The 17,691-nt window shown below is 63.8% G+C and carries 20 protein-coding genes; 8 read left to right on the top strand and 12 right to left on the bottom strand.

The window, feature by feature from the left end; genetic code table 11:
• Positions 1–6: 6 nt before the first annotated feature.
• Positions 7–528: a YciE/YciF ferroxidase family protein gene (locus tag HMP06_RS13065; RefSeq protein WP_176497467.1), complete on the bottom strand. Its 522-nt coding sequence runs from the start codon at positions 526–528 to the stop codon at positions 7–9.
• 226 nt (positions 529–754) lie between these two features.
• On the opposite strand from HMP06_RS13065, the gene HMP06_RS17995 reads away from it, so the two are divergent.
• The 4 genes from HMP06_RS17995 (at position 755) to HMP06_RS13050 (ending at position 2,650) form a co-directional block, all read left to right on the top strand.
• Positions 755–883 (top strand): hypothetical protein, encoded by a 129-nt coding sequence (locus HMP06_RS17995; protein ID WP_269473377.1) that lies wholly within the window; start codon positions 755–757, stop codon positions 881–883.
• Positions 884–888: 5 nt separating this feature from the next.
• A complete protein-coding gene (locus tag HMP06_RS13060; RefSeq protein WP_176497466.1) occupies positions 889–1,197 on the top strand; it encodes a zinc ribbon domain-containing protein YjdM in 309 nt (102 codons plus the stop codon).
• Positions 1,198–1,209: 12 nt separating this feature from the next.
• Positions 1,210–1,914, top strand: a complete 705-nt coding sequence (ung, locus tag HMP06_RS13055) for a uracil-DNA glycosylase (RefSeq protein WP_176497465.1) — start codon at positions 1,210–1,212, stop codon at positions 1,912–1,914.
• 157 nt (positions 1,915–2,071) lie between these two features.
• Complete coding sequence (locus HMP06_RS13050) at positions 2,072–2,650, top strand: outer membrane protein (protein WP_176497464.1); 579 nt, start codon at positions 2,072–2,074, stop codon at positions 2,648–2,650.
• Positions 2,651–2,660: 10 nt separating this feature from the next.
• On the opposite strand, the gene HMP06_RS13045 is transcribed toward HMP06_RS13050, so the two are convergent.
• The 11 genes from HMP06_RS13045 to HMP06_RS12995 form a co-directional block, all read right to left on the bottom strand.
• Positions 2,661–3,293 carry a DUF6445 family protein gene (locus HMP06_RS13045; protein WP_176497463.1) on the bottom strand — a complete coding sequence of 211 codons (633 nt, stop codon included), beginning with the start codon at positions 3,291–3,293 and terminating at the stop codon, positions 2,661–2,663.
• Between the two features lie 93 nt (positions 3,294–3,386).
• Positions 3,387–4,289, bottom strand: coding sequence for a hypothetical protein (locus HMP06_RS13040; RefSeq protein ID WP_176497462.1), 903 nt, complete (start codon positions 4,287–4,289; stop codon positions 3,387–3,389).
• A gap of 55 nt (positions 4,290–4,344) precedes the next feature.
• Positions 4,345–4,740, bottom strand: a complete 396-nt coding sequence (locus HMP06_RS13035; RefSeq protein ID WP_176497461.1) for a VOC family protein — start codon at positions 4,738–4,740, stop codon at positions 4,345–4,347.
• 1 nt (position 4,741) lies between these two features.
• The gene (locus HMP06_RS13030) at positions 4,742–5,500 is read right to left on the bottom strand and encodes a DUF5131 family protein (protein ID WP_176497460.1); all 759 of its coding nucleotides are present in this window, start codon (positions 5,498–5,500) and stop codon (positions 4,742–4,744) included.
• Positions 5,500–6,402 (bottom strand): three-Cys-motif partner protein TcmP, encoded by a 903-nt coding sequence (gene tcmP / locus HMP06_RS13025; protein WP_176497459.1) that lies wholly within the window; start codon positions 6,400–6,402, stop codon positions 5,500–5,502. The genes HMP06_RS13030 and tcmP overlap by 1 nt, the downstream gene beginning before the upstream one ends.
• Positions 6,403–6,492: 90 nt before the next feature.
• Positions 6,493–8,406, bottom strand: coding sequence for a phosphomethylpyrimidine synthase ThiC (thiC, locus tag HMP06_RS13020; RefSeq protein ID WP_176497458.1), 1,914 nt, complete (start codon positions 8,404–8,406; stop codon positions 6,493–6,495).
• 408 nt (positions 8,407–8,814) lie between these two features.
• The gene (locus tag HMP06_RS13015) at positions 8,815–9,834 is read right to left on the bottom strand and encodes a ferritin-like domain-containing protein (RefSeq protein ID WP_176497457.1); all 1,020 of its coding nucleotides are present in this window, start codon (positions 9,832–9,834) and stop codon (positions 8,815–8,817) included.
• 48 nt (positions 9,835–9,882) lie between these two features.
• Positions 9,883–10,941, bottom strand: coding sequence for a ferritin-like domain-containing protein (locus HMP06_RS13010; protein WP_176497456.1), 1,059 nt, complete (start codon positions 10,939–10,941; stop codon positions 9,883–9,885).
• Between the two features lie 159 nt (positions 10,942–11,100).
• A complete protein-coding gene (locus tag HMP06_RS13005; protein ID WP_232089671.1) occupies positions 11,101–12,000 on the bottom strand; it encodes a MipA/OmpV family protein in 900 nt (299 codons plus the stop codon).
• Positions 12,001–12,072: 72 nt separating this feature from the next.
• Positions 12,073–12,468, bottom strand: coding sequence for a DUF2141 domain-containing protein (locus tag HMP06_RS13000; RefSeq protein WP_443026515.1), 396 nt, complete (start codon positions 12,466–12,468; stop codon positions 12,073–12,075).
• Positions 12,434–13,276 (bottom strand): sterol desaturase family protein, encoded by an 843-nt coding sequence (locus HMP06_RS12995; RefSeq protein WP_176497455.1) that lies wholly within the window; start codon positions 13,274–13,276, stop codon positions 12,434–12,436. The genes HMP06_RS13000 and HMP06_RS12995 overlap by 35 nt, the downstream gene beginning before the upstream one ends.
• An 84-nt stretch (positions 13,277–13,360) precedes the next feature.
• Between HMP06_RS12995 and crtY the strand changes: the two genes are divergently transcribed.
• From crtY to HMP06_RS12975, 4 genes are read left to right on the top strand one after another with little or no spacing between them, the layout of a single operon-like run.
• Complete coding sequence (gene crtY, locus HMP06_RS12990; protein WP_176497454.1) at positions 13,361–14,575, top strand: lycopene beta-cyclase CrtY; 1,215 nt, start codon at positions 13,361–13,363, stop codon at positions 14,573–14,575.
• Entirely contained in the window at positions 14,572–16,056 is a 1,485-nt protein-coding gene (locus tag HMP06_RS12985; protein ID WP_176497453.1) for a phytoene desaturase, read from the top strand. The genes crtY and HMP06_RS12985 overlap by 4 nt, the downstream gene beginning before the upstream one ends.
• On the top strand, positions 16,053–16,634 hold the full coding sequence (locus HMP06_RS12980; RefSeq protein ID WP_176497452.1) for a TIGR00730 family Rossman fold protein: 582 nt from the start codon (positions 16,053–16,055) through the stop codon (positions 16,632–16,634). The genes HMP06_RS12985 and HMP06_RS12980 overlap by 4 nt, the downstream gene beginning before the upstream one ends.
• Complete coding sequence (locus tag HMP06_RS12975; protein WP_176497451.1) at positions 16,631–17,596, top strand: phytoene/squalene synthase family protein; 966 nt, start codon at positions 16,631–16,633, stop codon at positions 17,594–17,596. The genes HMP06_RS12980 and HMP06_RS12975 overlap by 4 nt, the downstream gene beginning before the upstream one ends.
• The last annotated feature ends 95 nt before the right edge of the window (positions 17,597–17,691 follow it).

The raw sequence follows: 17,691 nt of genomic DNA, 5'->3' as shown, positions 1-17,691 counted from the left end.
CAGCGTTTACTGCGCGGAAACGGCGTCTTCGGCACGGGCGTTGAGCTTGCCCGTCGCCATCGCGGTCAATTTGTCGTCGGTCGCATATTCTTCGTCGAGCGTTTCCTGCAGGATCGCGGCGATTTCGGTGCGGCCGAGCTGGTTGGCCCAGGCGATCATCGTGCCGTAGCGGGCGATCTCATAATGCTCGACCGCCTGTGCCGAGGCAATCAGCGCGGCATCGAGCACGGCCTTGTCGGCAATGTCGCCGGCGACTTCATTGGCTTCCTTGATGATGCCCTGAATCGCCGGGCAGGTCGCGCCCTTGGGCTGCTCGCCAAGCTTGTCGAACACTTGCTCAAGGCGACGGATCTGACCCTCGGTTTCGCGCAGGTGCTGCTGGAAACCAGCCTTCAGGCCAGCGTCGGTCGCCTTTTCGATCATCGTCGGCAGTGCCTTGGTGATCTGGTTCTCGGCATAATAGACGTCCTGCAACTGATGCAGGAACAGGTCTTCGAAGGTGACGATGTCTTTGGTGAACAGGCCCATGGCTTGGCTCCTCGGTCGATCGGAAGGGTACGCCGGACGCGAAGGGGGCGCGCGTCCGGCGTGCGACATCAACGGGTTAGTGGGCCAAGAGTTGCGCAGCCGGAGGCGACAATCGCACTGACTTCGATCAAGCGAGGGCCCCACGCGCTCGAGCGAATTGAGGTGCGCCCCGGGCCACTTTGGCGCTAAGGATGCGCGGGGCCTTCCGCCCCGGTCAGGACGCGACATGGCCAAGAGCCAGAAGAAATCGAACAAGGAAGTGCGCAAGCCCAAGGCCGAAAAGGCGCCCAAGGCAAACGCATCGAACCCGACCGCCAAGGGCCAGCCGGTCGCCATGGTCAACATCAAGGGTTGATCGGCGTGGACGGAAACGGGGACGCAGACACCTTCGTTTATGACGAAGCGAGCGGCGAATGGATCCAGGCCGCGCCCGCCGCCGCGGTCGACAGCGATGCGGTGATCGTGCGCGATTCGGTCGGCAATGTGCTGGCCGATGGCGACCAGGTGACGTTGATCAAGGATCTGACCGTCAAAGGCGCGGGGCAGACGCTCAAGCGCGGCACGCTGATCAAGTCGATCCGGCTGACCGGTGATGCACAGGAAATCGACTGTCGGTACGACGGGATCAAGGGCCTCGTGCTCCGCGCCGAATTCGTCCGGAAGCGCTGAGGGCTCAGCGGCGTGGAGGCAGCGGCGGCGCTACATCCGAGCTGGCGCGCCGCGTTGCAGCCCGAGTTCGACGCGCCGTACAGGCGTGACCTCGACGCGTTCCTGGCGGGTGAGGCGGCGGCGGGGGTCGCGGTCTATCCGCCCACGGCCGACCGCTTCCGCGCGCTTGAGCTGACCGCGCTTGATGCAGTGCGCGTCGTCATTCTCGGGCAGGACCCCTATCATGGCGCGGGCCAGGCGCATGGGCTGAGCTTCTCGGTCCGGCCCGGCATCCGCATCCCGCCGAGCCTGACCAACGTCTACAAGGAGTTGCAGGCCGATCTGGGTATCCCGCGCGCGGCGCACGGGTTCCTTGAGGCGTGGGCGCGGCAAGGCGTGCTGCTGCTCAACACGGTGCTGAGCGTCCGTGAGGGCGTGCCTGCGTCGCACCGCGGGCAGGGGTGGGAGCGCTTCACCGATGCCGTGATCACCCTGGTGGCCGAGCGGTCCGCGCCGACGGTGTTCCTGCTATGGGGCGCCCATGCGCAGCAGAAAGCGGGGTTGATCGCGGCCGCGGCCCCCGCCGGACGGCACCTGATCATACGGTCGGCGCATCCCTCTCCACTGTCGGCGCGCACCGGCTTTTTCGGCAGCCGACCGTTTTCGCAGGCCAATACGTTCCTGGCGCAGCATGGTCGCGGGGCGATCGATTGGGCGCTTCCCTCCCTTACTGTGTGATATCGCTGCAACACCGCAGCAACATTTTGAAAATAAACCGTTTCGGCTGCGATACGGACTGGACGGCGTTCGCACCGGCCGTTAGCGCCGCCCCCGGTAATTTTGCGCGTTTGCGATCTTACCTGTTATAAAACAACCATAATCCGGGGGACATTTGATGAAATCTTGGTATCTGCTCGCCGCTGCTGCGGCCTGCTTTCCGGGCATTGCTGCCGCGCAGGACAGCAACACCCGCGCCAGCCAGTTCGACGGCGTCCGCGCCGAAGCGCGTATCGGCTATGAAACGCCGACGATCAGCGACAGCGGCAATGTCTACAAGATCGGCAGCGCGGTTTCCGGCGGCGGTGAAATCGGCTTCGATCTGAAGGCGGGCAAGTCGGTCGTGGTCGGGCCGTATGCGGTCTATGAATTCTCCAGCGTCAAATTGTGCGACGGCCCCGATTGCCTGAAGGAAAATGGCAATCTCGGCGTTGGTGGTCGTCTCGGTGTCGCGGTCAGCGACAAGGCGCTGATCTATGCCAAGGCCGGCTATGCCCGGATCAGCTTCAGCGCGAACACCGCGTTCGGCACCGGATCGACCACCAAGGACGGCGTACAGGGCGCGATCGGCGTTGATTACACTTTCGGCAAGAACGTCTACGGCCTCCTCGAATTCAACTATGCCGATTACGGCAAGTTCTTCGGCGTGAACCTGCAGCGTCGCCACGTCGCGGCGGGCGTGGGCGTGCGCTTCTAAACCCCTGCGATCACCAGCCAGGGGCGTCCGGCGACGGGCGCCCCTGTGCGAAGAACAACAGCATCACCAGCCGCCCGTCCGCGCCGCTGCGGCCGAAGCCGGGCGCTGAATTGTGGAACAGCCACGGGCTGAACAACACCAGCCGGTTGAAGCGCATCGGCACCGTCATCACCTTTTCCCAGCGCGCGGGCTTCAGCGTGTCGGCATTGACCACGCGCTCGACCAGATCGTTGACATCGCTAAAGCCGCTTTCGAGCAGCGCCAGATCGGTGGTCGGCACGCGATCGAGCCCCGTCGGGCGGTGGCGGAAGAAATCGGTCCCGCCGCGCGCATGCTCTGGCAGGCTGAGGTACAGGATGCCCGAATAGAAGCACGGATCGATATGCACCCCGCTCGCGCCCTTGTCACCGGCGAGCGTGAGGCGGCAATGGCCGTGGCTGGTACCCGGCATCGCCGCAACCGGCACCCCGATCCGCGCCGCGACCGCCGCGTCCAGGCCCTTGATCTCCAGGGGATCGTTCGAGAGCAGCCCCGGATAATTTCCGGCCTTCAGCGCCGGATCATAGCCCAGGCCGAGCGCTGCGCGGCGGACGCCGTGTGGATCGGCGAGGAAATCATCGATGATGAGCAGCGCGGGGAGCATCGCGATTAACCTGCCAGCTTTGCGGGCGATGCGAAAGCCGCGTGCGTGCGGGTGCGCCGAAAGTGCCGAAAGTGCCACCCAAACGCCGTTTTTTCAGCCGCGATCGGGCAGCTCTTCCGCCTCCCCGTCATCCCCCTCGTCCCCGTCGTCTAGGTCGTCGAGGTCGTCCCCGTCGTCAAGGTCGTCCCCGTCGTCGAGGCCCTGCAACACCGCTTCCTGGGCCTCAACCGCGCGCTGCTCTCGCGCCTCGTCGAGACAGGCCTGCAGCTTCGCCTCGAACGCTGCATCCTCGTGAAAGACGGGTTCGGGATCGCGATCGCGGTACCAGTGCGGGAGCGTGCCGTCCGCCAGATCGGCCACTTCGAGCGCGGTTTCGAGCCGCTCGGGCGGCATCAGCAAATGCGGGTCGGCTGGCGTCACGGGCGTGAGTTCGGCAAGTGCTGCGGCGACCGGCGGCAGCGCAGGCAGCGCCGCTGGCCGCGTATCGAGGTGCGAGCGACCGTATAAAGCGGGATGATGCGCGCGCATCAAATGCATCAACAGCGTGTTGCTATAGCGCCGCTGCGCCCCGACGCGCCGCCCCTCCTTGTCAAAGATGATGTGTTCGACACCGTTAAGCGCCCGGTCGAACGCGACCTCGACCAGGCGCGCGGCGGCGGCGTGCAGCGCCGCGTCCCACGCGCGCGCAAAGCCCTCGGCCCCGGCCTGACGGCGCAAGCGATAACAGCTCGTCGTCGTCATGCCGACCGCGCGTGCCGCTTCGGTGACCGAGGCGGTATCGGCGAGCGTTTCGATAAAGCTGCGCTGTTTCGAATCGTTCCACCCATCGGCGCGGCGCACGCGCTTGACCGGGACCCAGTCATAATCCGCCGGATCGAACCCGTTCGCGTCGAGTTCGGGATCGTCCGAGTCGAGCGGGGGTGTGACGACCAAAGCGGTCGAAGAAGCACGCGCAGCCGAGGCGCGCGCGGGGTTGCGGGGGGTGCGTTTTGCCATCCGACAGTTTGGAACATATCGTGACCATGTAGGACAGCGGATTTTGGCGCGGGCTTCAGCAGAACTGCACGAGATCCCAGTGATTGCCGTACAGATCGGCAAACACCGCGACCTCGCCATAAGCGTGGCGCGCGGGCGGGCGGACCCATTCGACCCCGGCGGCGGTGAAGGCGGCATGATCGCGCGCGAAATCATCGGTGGCCAGAAACAGGAAGACGCGACCGCCGGTCTGGTTGCCGATCGCGGCGGCCTGTTCGGGCGTGGTGGCGCGGGCGAGGAGGATCGTGGTGGCGTCTTTGGCTGCGCCGGGCGGGCGGATCGTTACCCACCGTTTGCCCTGCTCGGGCTGGTACGTATCCTCGACCAAAGTGAAGCCGAGCTTGCCGATGTAGAAAGCAAGCGCCTCGTCATAGTCGCGGACGACGAGCGTGATGTGAGCGATGTGGGGCAAATCAGGCGGCTAGTTCGCGCGGATACTCGTCGTATGTGCGGCCCCGAAGCTTGCGCCCAGCCGCCTTCTTATTACGTCCGCCCCACTGCTTGAAGAAAAAGGCAGTTCCCGCTCTCCGGCACGCCTTCTCAATCTGTTCGACCCACTCAATTTGCATTGGCCGCGAGGCCGGACCGGACTCACCTCCTACAATCGCCCAATCAATTCCGCGCAGGTCTATAAGTCCAACCGAGCCAATCAATGGCTCGAAAGATACAAATCGGGTCATGCCTGATATGGCAACGAGGTGCGCGATCCTGTCGACAACGGCTTCGCTTTCCACCGACGTACCGATCCACACCTGAGGCAGCTGCTGGAGTTCGCCCAAAGCAAACATAGTTGCCATTCTTTCAGGGCGCTTTGTCAGAACTTGAAACTGATGCTGAGGGCACTGCTCCATCGTTGACCAAACAGCTTGAATGAAAGCGGTTGATACGTTGTCGTGAAAGAGGTCGGACATCGAATTTACGAAAATTCGTTTTCCACGCTTCCACTTTATCGGATCATTCAATGTCGATGGATCGATGTTGACCTGGCCAGTCCAAACACTGCGTTTGCCGCTCCTCCGAATCGTCCCCTTGTATTTAGGATGGCCCATTGCCTGCAGGCGAGCCGCCATCCGCATTGCATAACAATTAGTACAGCCCGCGGACACGACGCTACACCCCGCAACCGGGTTCCACGTAATATCGGTCCATTCGATCTCGGAGGTTCCCGACATTATCTCAAAACTGCGCTCGCTAGTTTCGATGCCAACCTAGCTCGATCGCTCGGATTTGCCCACGCAAACATTAGGGAAAATTCGTGAAGCCCGCTTCGCCCTAAGGGCAACACTTGATCAACAACCCGGCCGTCAAACGCCGCCTTCAATCGCTCCTTTGCAACTGTTTCAAACCATTTCACGTCGACCGCCCGTTTTGAAACGGCTTGGCTGTTACCCCACAAATCGATCTGCCCCTTTTCCTCGGTTGCGACGACGTTACGCCATTCTTCAGTGCCCAGCGCCTCGTCGACGCTACGTCCTCCATCCTCCAAAACGCCACCGTCTTGGCGAATTTGTCGGTACATGGCGAAGACAGGAACAAGATACCAAACATCGACCGCACCGGTTTTCCCCAAGGCTTCGAGAGTCGAGTATTTTATTTGTAGGCCAAAGGGATCGATGAAAACGACTGCTCTCGTCGCCTTCCAGTTTGTTCGCTTACATAAGTCGGTCAGCATCTCATTGGCATCAAACCGAGTTAGCTGAATACGGTCTTTAAGGTGAGAGAAATCCGCATCTATCGCTGCCCTGAGCGCAGCGACGTTTGATTTTTTTACGTCATTCAGAAGATACCTATCAAAATGGGGCTGCACTTTCAGCGCGCGAAGCGCTGATCCAACAATAATTTGGTCCGCGTCAATTACCGGCTTTGGATCGCCAAGCAGGTTCGTCTGCCCACTATCGGCCTGCGGCTCGGCTAGCGCTGATTTTGGTATTGATGAGCCGGATCCTGCACAGGCGTCGACATACAACAACTCGAAATTTTGTCTCTTTAGTGCGGTTGTATAGACCGAAAGGCATTTCTCTACGGTCTCTAGTTTCTGACGCGTGTGCTCATCACCAAATGCTTGCGCAACCATCGCATCCTCCTAAGGAACAAGTTAGGAACGATAGATCGAGTTTAGCGCAATTACAAATATTCCGTCCCGGCTCACAGGTGGCGGAGTAAGCTAGTCGTGCTCCCGCCCACCAGCGCCTATATAAAGCTCACGCCCTGACGCATTATACAGCGCGCTCATCTCCTCCATCCCCTTGATCGCCGCGGCCTTGCTTGCCGCCGCCGTCTCCGCACCCGTCGGCCCCGAAGCAATAAACCCCTCGACGCCCTGATTCTGCTTGCCGGCAAAGTCCCGCACTTCCTGCGTGATCTTCATCGAGCAGAATTTCGGGCCGCACATGCTGCAGAAATGCGCGGTCTTGGCGCCTTCTGCGGGGAGGGTTTCGTCGTGATAGAGTTCGGCCGTGTCAGGATCGAGCGACAGGTTGAACTGGTCGCGCCAGCGGAATTCGAAGCGGGCGCGGCTGACGGCGTCGTCGCGCATCTTGGCGGCGGGGTGGCCTTTGGCCAGATCGGCGGCGTGGGCGGCGAGTTTGTAGGTTACCACGCCGACTTTCACGTCGTCGCGGTCGGGCAGGCCGAGATGCTCCTTGGGCGTGACGTAGCACAGCATCGCGGTGCCATACCAACCGATCATCGCGGCGCCGATGCCGCTGGTGATATGGTCGTAACCCGGCGCGATGTCGGTGGTGAGTGGCCCGAGCGTATAGAAGGGCGCCTCGCCGCAGACTTCGAGCTGCTTGTCCATATTCTCCTTGATCTTGTGCATCGGCACATGGCCGGGGCCTTCGATCATCACCTGCACGTCGCTCTTCCACGCGCGGTGGGTGAGTTCGCCGAGCGTATAGAGCTCGCTGAACTGCGCTTCGTCGTTCGCGTCGGCGATCGAGCCGGGGCGCAGGCCGTCGCCGAGGCTGTAGGCGATGTCATACGCCTTCATGATCTCGGTGATCTCGTCGAAATGTTCGTAGAGGAAGCTCTCCTTATGGTGGCTGAGGCACCATTTCGCCATGATGCTGCCGCCGCGGCTGACGATGCCGGTGACGCGCTTGGCGGTCATCGGGACATAGGCCAAGCGGACGCCGGCGTGGATCGTGAAATAATCGACGCCCTGTTCGGCTTGCTCGATCAGGGTATCGCGGAAGATTTCCCAGGTGAGGTCCTCGGCGACGCCGCCGACCTTCTCGAGCGCCTGGTAGATCGGCACGGTGCCGATCGGCACGGGGCTGTTGCGGATGATCCATTCGCGCGTGTCGTGGATGTTGCGGCCGGTGGAGAGGTCCATGACGGTGTCCGCGCCCCAGCGGATCGACCAGACCATCTTGTCGACTTCGGACGCGACATTGCTGGCGACCGCGCTGTTGCCGATGTTGGCATTGATCTTGACCAGGAAGTTGCGGCCGATCGCCATCGGTTCGGATTCGGGGTGGTTGATGTTGTTGGGGATGATCGCGCGGCCCCTCGCGATTTCGTCGCGGACGAATTCGGGGGTGACGTAATCGGGGATGGACGCGCCGAAATCCTGGCCGTCGCGGATGAGGGCTTCCTTCAGTTGCGCGCGGCCGAGATTTTCGCGGATCGCGACATATTCCATCTCGGGGGTGATGATGCCGCGGCGGGCGTAGTGCATCTGGCTGACGTTGGCGCCGGGTTTGGCGCGTAAGGGGCGCTTGATGACGTGCGGGAATTGCGGGACGCCGGCGGCGCGGTCTGGACCGGTCAGGCCATTGTCCTCGGGGCGGATTTCGCGGGCGTCGTACGATTCGACATCGCCGCGCGCGAGGATCCAGTCACGGCGGAGCTGGGGGAGGCCGGCCTGGATGTCGATCTGGGCATTGGGGTCGGTATAGGGGCCGCTGGTGTCATAGACGCGCAAGGGCGGCTCGCCGCACGACGGTTCGAGCATAATCTCGCGCATCGCCACGCCTGCGCCGGGGATATTGGGCGAGGGGACGTGGATCTTGCGGCTGCCACGGATCGCGCCAGTCGTGACGCCAATTTCCGTACGGGCTGGGATGTCGGCCATGCGTGTCGCTCCAAAGTTCGGAGCGAGGGCACGGGTTTCGGGGTGGAAAACCGCTCCCTCCCTCCGCCCGTGCTAACGGGATCAGGTTGATGCGGGTCGCGGGCTCCTGCCTGCCTCTCAGCTGCGGATCGGCAGCCCCCCGGGGATGGTATCAGTTTAGGGTCCAAACCCAGTAACCGCAATGGCCGTGACGGAGCGGATTTTTGCGCACGGATAGGAGCAATGCGCGAAAAGGCGCCCGCCGCTTCGCGGCCGCCCGGCGCAGCCCGCTGGCTACGTCGCTTGCTTGCGCGTAGCGCTACTACGCGTCTGCGCCGCGCTCCTTGCCAGCGGACTGCGTCGGGCGATCAAGGCCGTTGCGGTTACTGGGTTTGAACCCTCAGCGCATCGGCGCGCCTTGCAAAGGATTTAGCTGGCCGCGCTGGTCTTGATGTTGCCGTTGAGGCCAGCCGGGAAGAAGCCGCCGCCGACGACGGCACCGCTGTTGAGATAGACGATGTTGAGTACCTGGCCTGCCGTGCGACCGAAAACGAGGCCGTTGGCGTCGGTCGGCACGAGGTTCGACGTCGTGGCATCGCCAACGATGCCCTGGTCGAGATCGGTCGTGGTCCCATCGAGGCTGTCGCGTGCATCGCTGATCAACCCGGCATTGGTGCGCAGGGACGGCGTGGTCAGGCCCTTGGAATAGAGAACGGTGCGGATCAGGCCGGCGTGATACGCCTCGGTCGCGAGGATCCCGGCGGCGGCATCGATCAGCAGCGCGCTGTTGATGCGCGCAGCGGCGCCCTTGTACGCGGTGACGCCGACGTCTTCGAAGATGAAGGCGCTAAGCAGGAAATTCTCGTCGCTGGCATAAGGGTCGAACGTGTCGGTCCGGCCGACGATGCCGGCCGCGCGGGCGAGCGCGGTGAAGGCACCGCTCGCCCCGCCATCAATGTTGATATTGGGCATCGCCACCGCAGCCGCGCCGAGCGCCGAGCGCAGCAAGGCGACGTGCGCGATCTCGTCGGCGGCGATCTCACGCGCATATTCGCGCACGATCGTATCGGTGAAGGTCACTTGGCGACCGCCGGTGACGGTCCCCTTTACCGATGCGTTGCCGTTGCCGCTGGCGAGCAGGACATCGGGGATGCCCGCGCCGGTCACGGCATAGCTGTAGAATTGCGCCTCGAGATATTCGAGGTTGAGCGCGAAATTGAGCGTGTCCTGATCCTGCAGCACCGAGGTCGCGCTCGGGCTTGGCGTCGGGGTGACGGTGCTGGTCGGGGTAGGCGTCGCGCTGCCGCCACTGCCGCCGCACGCCGCGAGCAGCGCGCTGCCGCCGACTGCGAGCGAGGCCGCGCTGGCGCTGCGCAGGAAATTGCGCCGCTCGGAACGACGCCGTTCGCTCGCATCGAGCGCCTGCAGGAGAATGTCGCTGTCGATCACTGGGGAACTCCGATCGGAATAGTCACTGGCTGGCGTCGTAGCGGAAAATCAGCTGGCGTTGCTGGTCGCAAACGATCCGTTGACGCCGTTCGGGAAGAACCCGCCCTTCGTCACCGCCAGTCGATTGAGATAGACGATGTTAAGCACCGCGCCGATCGAGCGACCGAAAACCGTGCCGTCCGGGCCGGTCGGCACGATGTTCGAGGCAACGCCCAGCAGCGCCGCAGGCACTTGCGGGGCGTAGGCGCCAGCCGGAGTGGTCGCGGTGAGCGTACTGACGAGGGTGAGGGGCGAGATGCCCTGATCGTCGTCGGTCGTGCCATCGAGCCCGTCGCGCGCGTCCGAAATGGCGTTGGCGGAGGTACGGAAAGACGGCGTATCGAGCCCCTTGCGGTACAGCACGGTGCGGATGATCGACGCGTGATACGCCTCCGCCGCGAGGATGCCGGCGGCGGCGTCGAGATAGACTTTGCTCTCGAGCAGCGACGACGCACCCTTATAGGCTGTTACCCCGACGTCTTCGAACAAGAAGGCGGCGAGCAGGAAGTTCTGATCGTTGGCGTAGGGATCGAAGGCGTCACTCGCGCCGACCAGACCGGCGGCGCGGGCGGCGACGCTGAACGCGCTGGTCGCGGTGCTACCGAGATCGATCGCGGGCATTGCCACCGCAGACGTGCCGAGCTGCGTGCGCAGGAACGCGACGTGCGCCGCTTCGTCGGCCGCAATTTCACGCGCATATTGCGCGACGAGCGGATCGGAAAAGCTGACTTGACGACCGGGCGTGACCGTCCCCTGCGTCGTGGTGCTGGCGCTGCCGGGGGTCAGCAGCGTGTTGGGCAGCCCTGCGCCAGTTACGGCATAGCTGTAGAATTGCGCCTCGAGATATTCGAGGTTGAGCGCGAAATTGAGAATGGCGGAATCGGTGACCGACTGCGCCGTGGCGCGCGACGCGAGCGTTACCGCAGTCGCGCCGACCGCCGCAACCGCGCCCGCCCCGAGCGCAGTGCGAAAGAATTCGCGGCGTTCGTTACGGCGCTCGACGCGTGCATCGAACTGCGCAACCAGCGCGTCGCCCGTATCCCCGGCTTCAATCACAGTATCGGTCATTGTGCCGAACCCTTTTGCTTTAAACGCTTCGTTATTCCGGAACGCGTGGCACCGACCGGGCGACGACGCAAGCCGGGATGTGGCGGATCGCTCCCGTTTCGCGTCGGTCACCTTGCTCCACCGAGCCAGGTGAACGCGGTGTGAATGCGCCGGACCGGGTCAGAAGGTATAGGCCACCCCGACAGCGCCCAGCCACTGGTTCTTCGACCCCGCGATGCGCACGATCGGGCTGTAGGAAAAGTCGTTGAGCGCGCGGGTATAGGTACCACCCGCCACGACCTTGAACCCGTGGAGCAGATCGCCGGTCAGCGAATAGGTCAAGAACCCGCCGACACTATAATTGCGCCAGCCCTTGCGGGCGTTGAAGGTCGGCAGGCCGCTGGCGAGGCTCTGCGCCGGGCTGATCGAGAAATAGCTGTCGGCATAGCCTTGCCCCGAATATTGCGCCGAGCCGATGAGGCCGGCCGCAGCCTTGCGGCTGAGCGGGGTGATATAGGTGACGGTCGGCTGCCACGTATAGGAGCGATGCGCGCCGCTGACGCCCTGACGATAGCTGAGCGACACCGACAGTTTGTCATAGGGGCTGGTGATGATGCCGGTCTTTCCGATCCCGACATAGCCGCCGACTTCGATCGCGGCACTGCGCTTGCCGAGCGCGCGGATACGCGTGTCCTCGATCGTGCTGAGTGCCGAGCGGTTGAAGTTGATGACGCCGACCGGGCCGAATTGCAGATCGATCGACTGGCCGGGACGGTTCGGAATCAGATCGACGCTGGCGCGGTTGCCGACCACCGAAAAGGCGAAACCCTTGATCGTCCCGATCGCGACCGGTCCGGGCGCCAGGCGATAGTCGTTAGAGCCTTCATAATCCGGGAGATAGGCACCGCCGATGCCGATCGTCACGCTGTCGCCATTGAGGCGGGCCGCGAGATCTTCCTTGCCTTCGGCGCTCGTCGGCGGCGGTGGCGCGTCCTGCGCGAGGGCGGGAACGGCGGTTGCGCCGAGCAACAAAGCGGCGGAGGCGAGCAGGATATTGGTATGCGAGCTGGCAACGATCACGGGGTAGGACTCCAACAGTCAGGGGTTGGGGCCGTAACGTGCCCGTACTGTTTTGGGTCCGTGGGGCTGCGCTCAGAGCAAGTAACGCATCCGCACCTGTTGCGTTTCTGCATCACTCGTCAGCGTGAAGCGCGCAGCCGAAAAACGCGGCGGCCCGAACGTGACCGGCGGATTACGCGAAAAACCGAAGCCTTCGCGCGGAATGCCGGCGAAAGTATCGAGCTTGCGATTGCCATTTTCGTCGTGGATGACCGCGACCGCATAGTCGCCATGCGCCAGGCCATCGAAGCGAATCTTGGGCGTGCCCGCCGGAATCGAGCGCGTCACTGCTTGCGCATCGTCGATACAGGCGGGGAAATTCTGCGGATCGGCGGTCAGGCAAATGCGCACGAAGCCCTTGTGCGACCGCAGATTGGAGACGTCGACCGAGAGCTCACCCGTCCCGACCGCTCCTGGCAGCAACAGCAGCGCCGCCGCGCTCAGGCTGCCGACTTGCGCCAGCTTGCGCGCGCGCAGCCTTGGCGTGGCTCTTGGCGAAATCGCCGACGCCGCGGTCGGTGCCGCACAGCCGGTCCCAGAAACGGAAATAGAGTCCATAATTGCCCCGATACAGTTCGTGGTGGCGTTGATGATGACTCGCAGTGATGAGCCAACCCCCCAGTCGGCCTTTCCACATGAACGCAGGAAAAACTTCCCACCCCATGTGATTTGTCACTCCCATAACCGTCATTATGGTCAACACCAACCCAAGCGCGCCGATATGAATGGGAATCAGGAAGACCAGTAGCGGAATTATCACAGCACCGGTGATCGCTTCGATCGGGTGGAACGCCATCGCCGCCCAGGCGGTGGGCGGGCGGCTTTCGTGATGGACGGCATGGGCAAGCTTGAAGACGCGCGGCGCGTGCATCCAGCGGTGTGTCCAATAGAACCAGGTGTCGTGCGCGAAGAGATACAGCAGCACCGAGACCGGCGCGTACCACAGGGGCCAGGCGGCGATATCGGCATAGATCATCGTCCAGCCGCGATTCTGCCACCCCCAGGCGACGACCCCGGCCGGAACGCCGTAGATCAGCGCCGAGGCGAGGCTCCACGCGATCTCGCGCCGGATTTGCGGGGTGAGGCCGGCATAAAGGCCGGGATATTTCGCGCGCGTCGCGACGTCGAAGGCGCCCGATACTATCAGATAGCGCACTCCGACGATCAACGACATGGCCAGCGCCGAAGCGATGATGGCGACGGGAATGGCGACTGGCAGAGAGAAGATCGTGGGCATCGTGCGAAAACCCTACACCCGCCGAACCGATCCGTCACCCGCGCACGCTTGCGCCACGGCGCTTTTCTAGTATCGCTCTTCACCATGCCGACCATCCACAAATGCGACTTGGCCATTGTCGGTGGCGGGCTGGCCGGTGGCTTGATCGCGCTCGCTTTGGCCAAGAAGCGCCCCGGGATCGACGTGCGGATTGTCGAGGGGGCGGATACGATCGGTGGCAATCACCTCTGGTCGTTCTTTGCCAGCGATATTGACGAGGGCAATCGCTGGATCGTCGCGCCGCTGATTTCCTATGGCTGGACGCAATATGACATCGCCTTTCCAGCGCACAAAAGGACGCTGAAGAGCCCCTATTATTCGATCGAGTCGGAGCGGCTCGACACCGTGATCCGCGCGGCCTTGCCGGAAAAGGCGTTGATGACCGGGCGGAAGGTGCTCGCCGCCAGTCCGACTGCGGTGGTGCTTGCCGATGGCGACCGGATCGAGGCGAAGGGCGTGATCGATGCGCGAGGCCCGGGCGACCTCGGGCTGCTCGATCTCGGTTGGCAGAAATTCGTCGGCATGGAATTCGCGCTCGACGAGCCGCACGGCGTCGATCATCCGATCGTGATGGATGCGACGGTGGAGCAGATCGACGGCTATCGCTTCGTCTATACCTTGCCCTTTTCGGCGACGCGGTTGTTCGTCGAGGACACCTATTACAGCGACACGCCCGACCTGTACCGGCCCAAGCCCGGCGTCGACCGAGTGGGGGGCAGCAACGCCGATCCGATCGCCGAACGCGTGCTCGAATACGCCGCGGCGCATGGCTGGCAGACGCAGCATATCGTGCGTGAGGAATCGGGCGTGCTGCCAGTGACGATGGGCGGCGATTTCGAAGCGTATTGGCAATCGGGCGGCAATAAGGTGGCGAAGGCCGGGATGCGCGCCGGGCTGTTCCACCCGACCACCGGCTATTCGCTGCCCGACGCCGTGCGGATGGCGGCGCTGGTCGCGACCGCGAGCGATCTGTCGGGGGCGGGGCTGCACAGCCTGACGCACGATTTTGCGAGAAGGACGTGGAAGGCGCGCGGCTTCTACCGTATGCTCGACAAGATGTTGTTCCGCGCTGCCGACCCGCAAGAGCGCTACCGGGTTCTCGAACGCTTCTACCGGCTCGATCCGCAGTTGGTGCGGCGATTCTATGCCGGGCGATCGACCTTGTTCGACAAGATGCGCGTGCTCAGCGGCAAGCCGCCGGTGCCGATCCCGCGCGCGATGCGGGCGATCGGCCTGCTGCCCACGGCGAAGAAATCATGAGCGGTCGCACGGCAATCGTGATCGGTGCGGGCTTCGGCGGGCTCGCCCTGGCGATCCGGCTGCAATCGGCGGGGGTCGAGACGACCATCGTCGAGGCGCGCGACAAGCCCGGTGGGCGGGCGTACGTGTGGGAGAAGGACGGCTTCACCTTCGATGCCGGGCCGACCGTGATCACCGATCCGCCATGCCTGCAGGAACTCTGGGCGCTGACCGGGCGCGACATGGCCGATGACGTGACGCTGGTGCCGGTGATGCCGTTCTACCGGCTCAACTGGCCCGACGGCACGACGTTCGATTATTCGAACGACGAACCCGCGCTGAAAGCCGAGATCGCCAAGCTCAACCCCGAGGACGTGGCGGGTTATGCCAAGTTCCTCGATTATGCGGCGGGCGTATATGAGGAGGGCTATCGCAAGCTCGGCCATGTCGCGTTCCTCGACTTTGCGGCGATGATCAAAGCGGCACCGGGGCTGTTCAAATATCAGGCGTGGCGATCGGTCTATTCGGTCGTCAGTTCGTATGTGAAGGACGAGCATCTGCGGCAGGCGCTGTCGTTCCACACGCTGCTGGTCGGCGGCAATCCGATGAACACGAGTGCGATCTACGCGCTGATCCACAAGCTCGAGAAAGACGGCGGCGTGTGGTTCGCGATGGGCGGCACGAACACGCTGATCGCGGGGATGGTGACGCAGTTCGAGCGGCTGGGCGGCGTGCTGCGGCTAAACGACCCGGCGGTCGATATCGCGACGATGGGCGACCGCGCGACCGGCGTCACCACCGCGAGCGGGTGGCACAAGGATGCCGATATGGTCGCCTGCAATGGCGATGTGATGCACATTTACCGCGATCTGCTAAAATCCTCGCGCAGTGCGCAGCGCACCAAGAATGCGCTGGTGCGCAAACGCTATTCGCCCTCGCTGTTTGTCGTGCATTTCGGGATCAAGGGCGATTGGCCCGGCATCCCGCACCACATGATCCTGTTCGGGCCGCGCTATCAGGGGTTGATGGCCGATATTTACGATCACGGTGTGCTACCGGAAGATTTCTCGCTCTATCTGCACCACCCGACCGTGACCGATCCGTCGCTGGCACCCGAGGGGCATTCGACTTTCTATGTGCTGGCGCCGGTGCCGCATCTCGGCAAATTCCCGGTCGACTGGGACGAGATCGGGCCGATTCTGGAAAAGCGTATCCTCGACGAAGTCGGGCGGCGGTTGATCCCCGACATTCATGAGCGGATCGTGACCAAATTCCATTACACGCCGAAGGATTTTGCGGGCGATCTCAACGCGCATCTTGGCAGCGCATTTTCGCTCGAGCCGATCCTGACGCAAAGCGCGTGGTTCCGCGTCCACAATCGCGACGATCATATCCCGAACCTGTATTTCGTCGGCGCGGGCACGCACCCGGGCGCGGGGATTCCCGGCGTGGTCGGGAGTGCGAAGGCGACGGCGGCGTTGATGTTGGAGAATAAGCCGTGAAGCGTCTGGCCATTTATTGCGGCTCTGCCACGCCCGCCGACCCGGTCTATATCGACTGCGCGCGCGAAGTGGGCCGCACGCTTGCCGAGCGCGGGATTGGCGTCGTTTATGGCGGCGGGCGGCTCGGGCTGATGGGGGCGGTCGCCGATGCTGCGCTGGCGGCAGGCGGCGAGGTGATCGGGATCATCCCGCAGGCCTTGGTCGATGCCGAGGTGGCGCATAAAGGCTGCACCGAGTTGCACATCGTCGGCACGATGCACCAGCGCAAGCAGGCGTTTACCGATCTCAGCGACGGTTTCGTCAATCTGCCCGGCGGCACGGGTACGATGGACGAATTGTGGGAGGCGCTGAGCTGGGCGCAGATCGGTTATCATGCGAAGCCGGTCGGGTTGCTCAATATCGCGGGCTATTACGACCATCTGGTCGCTTTCTATCATCACATGGCCGAGGTCGGTTTCCTGCGCGCGCAGCACCGCGACATCATGCTTGTCGATACAGCACTCGACGGGTTGCTGGCGCAGATGGCCGCCCATGTGCCGGTGACGACGGTCACCAAGATCGGCGCGAAGGACCTTTGAGCGGCGCGCGTTCCAGCGGCCCCACCCGCGACGCGATCGTCGCGACCGCGCAGGAAGCGATCGCGCGCGGGTCGCGCAGCTTTGCCGCCGCCAGCCGCCTGTTCGACCGCGAAAATCGTGAACGCGCGTGGTTGCTCTACGCCTGGTGCCGAGCGTGCGACGACATTGCCGACGGGCAGGACCACGGCCACGGCATGACGCCCGGCGACGGCCCTGCGCGGCTTGCCGAGATTACCGAGAAGACCGAGGCGGCGCTGGCGGGGCAGGTGGTCGGCGACCCCGCCTTCGATGCGCTCCGCCTGTTCGCGGACGAGGTGAAGCTCCCCCCCGCCTTACCGCGCGATCTGATCGCGGGCTTCGCGCTCGATGCGGTGGAATGGCGACCGCAGAGCGAGCAGGACCTCTACCAATATTGCTATCATGTCGCGGGGGTCGTCGGGTGCATGATGGCGCTGGCGATGGGGGTGGACCCAGGCGACGACGCGACGCTCGACCGCGCGTGCGACCTCGGCCTTGCGTTCCAACTGGCGAACATCGCGCGCGACGTGGGTGAGGATGCGCGCGCCGGGCGCTGTTATCTGCCGCAGGACTGGCTCGATGCGGCGGGCATCCCGGCGGGCGACCTGCTCGCGCCGCAGTATCGCGATGCGCTCGGACGGCTCGGCGTGCGGCTGGCCGAGCGCGCGGCGGCGTATGAAGCGAGCGCGCGCTTCGGAACGCCCGCGCTGGCGTTCCGATCGGCCTGGGCGGTGCTGGCGGCGGCGGACATTTACGGCGCGATCGCGCGCCAAGTGGCGGTACTCGGCCCGCGCGCGTGGGACAAAAGGGTGGCGACGTCGGGCGCGGCGAAGATCGCCATGATGGCCCGCGCCTGGGGGCAAGCGCAAAGGCGCGGGGCGCTGTATTCCGCACAGCCGCGCGACGCGACCCTATGGACGAGGCCGCGCGCGACGCACCGCTAAGCGTCGGCGGTGTGCGCGCTTTAGGCTTGGCGCTCGTCGAGCTATCACCTGCGCGCAACACCCAAGATGATTGATCTTGTCGGCGCGTTGGCAAT

It is taken from the genome of Sphingomonas sp. HMP6 (assembly GCF_013374095.1).
Classification (GTDB): domain Bacteria; phylum Pseudomonadota; class Alphaproteobacteria; order Sphingomonadales; family Sphingomonadaceae; genus Sphingomonas.
This window is presented reverse-complemented; position numbering and strand designations above follow the sequence as displayed.

What these genes read in the sequence shown, in the direction of transcription:
- tcmP (WP_176497459.1), bottom strand. Translation starts at nt 6,402, where the DNA reads ATGGTTGCGCAAGCATTTGGTGATGAGCACACGCGTCAGAAACTAGAG.
- HMP06_RS13010 (WP_176497456.1), bottom strand. Translation starts at nt 10,941, where the DNA reads ATGACCGATACTGTGATTGAAGCCGGGGATACGGGCGACGCGCTGGTT.
- HMP06_RS13045 (WP_176497463.1), bottom strand. Translation starts at nt 3,293, where the DNA reads ATGCTCCCCGCGCTGCTCATCATCGATGATTTCCTCGCCGATCCACAC.
- HMP06_RS13065 (WP_176497467.1), bottom strand. Translation starts at nt 528, where the DNA reads ATGGGCCTGTTCACCAAAGACATCGTCACCTTCGAAGACCTGTTCCTG.
- HMP06_RS17995 (WP_269473377.1), top strand. Translation starts at nt 755, where the DNA reads ATGGCCAAGAGCCAGAAGAAATCGAACAAGGAAGTGCGCAAGCCCAAG.
- crtY (WP_176497454.1), top strand. Translation starts at nt 13,361, where the DNA reads ATGCCGACCATCCACAAATGCGACTTGGCCATTGTCGGTGGCGGGCTG.
- thiC (WP_176497458.1), bottom strand. Translation starts at nt 8,406, where the DNA reads ATGGCCGACATCCCAGCCCGTACGGAAATTGGCGTCACGACTGGCGCG.
- HMP06_RS13050 (WP_176497464.1), top strand. Translation starts at nt 2,072, where the DNA reads ATGAAATCTTGGTATCTGCTCGCCGCTGCTGCGGCCTGCTTTCCGGGC.
- HMP06_RS12985 (WP_176497453.1), top strand. Translation starts at nt 14,572, where the DNA reads ATGAGCGGTCGCACGGCAATCGTGATCGGTGCGGGCTTCGGCGGGCTC.
- HMP06_RS12995 (WP_176497455.1), bottom strand. Translation starts at nt 13,276, where the DNA reads ATGCCCACGATCTTCTCTCTGCCAGTCGCCATTCCCGTCGCCATCATC.
- HMP06_RS13030 (WP_176497460.1), bottom strand. Translation starts at nt 5,500, where the DNA reads ATGTCGGGAACCTCCGAGATCGAATGGACCGATATTACGTGGAACCCG.
- HMP06_RS13040 (WP_176497462.1), bottom strand. Translation starts at nt 4,289, where the DNA reads ATGGCAAAACGCACCCCCCGCAACCCCGCGCGCGCCTCGGCTGCGCGT.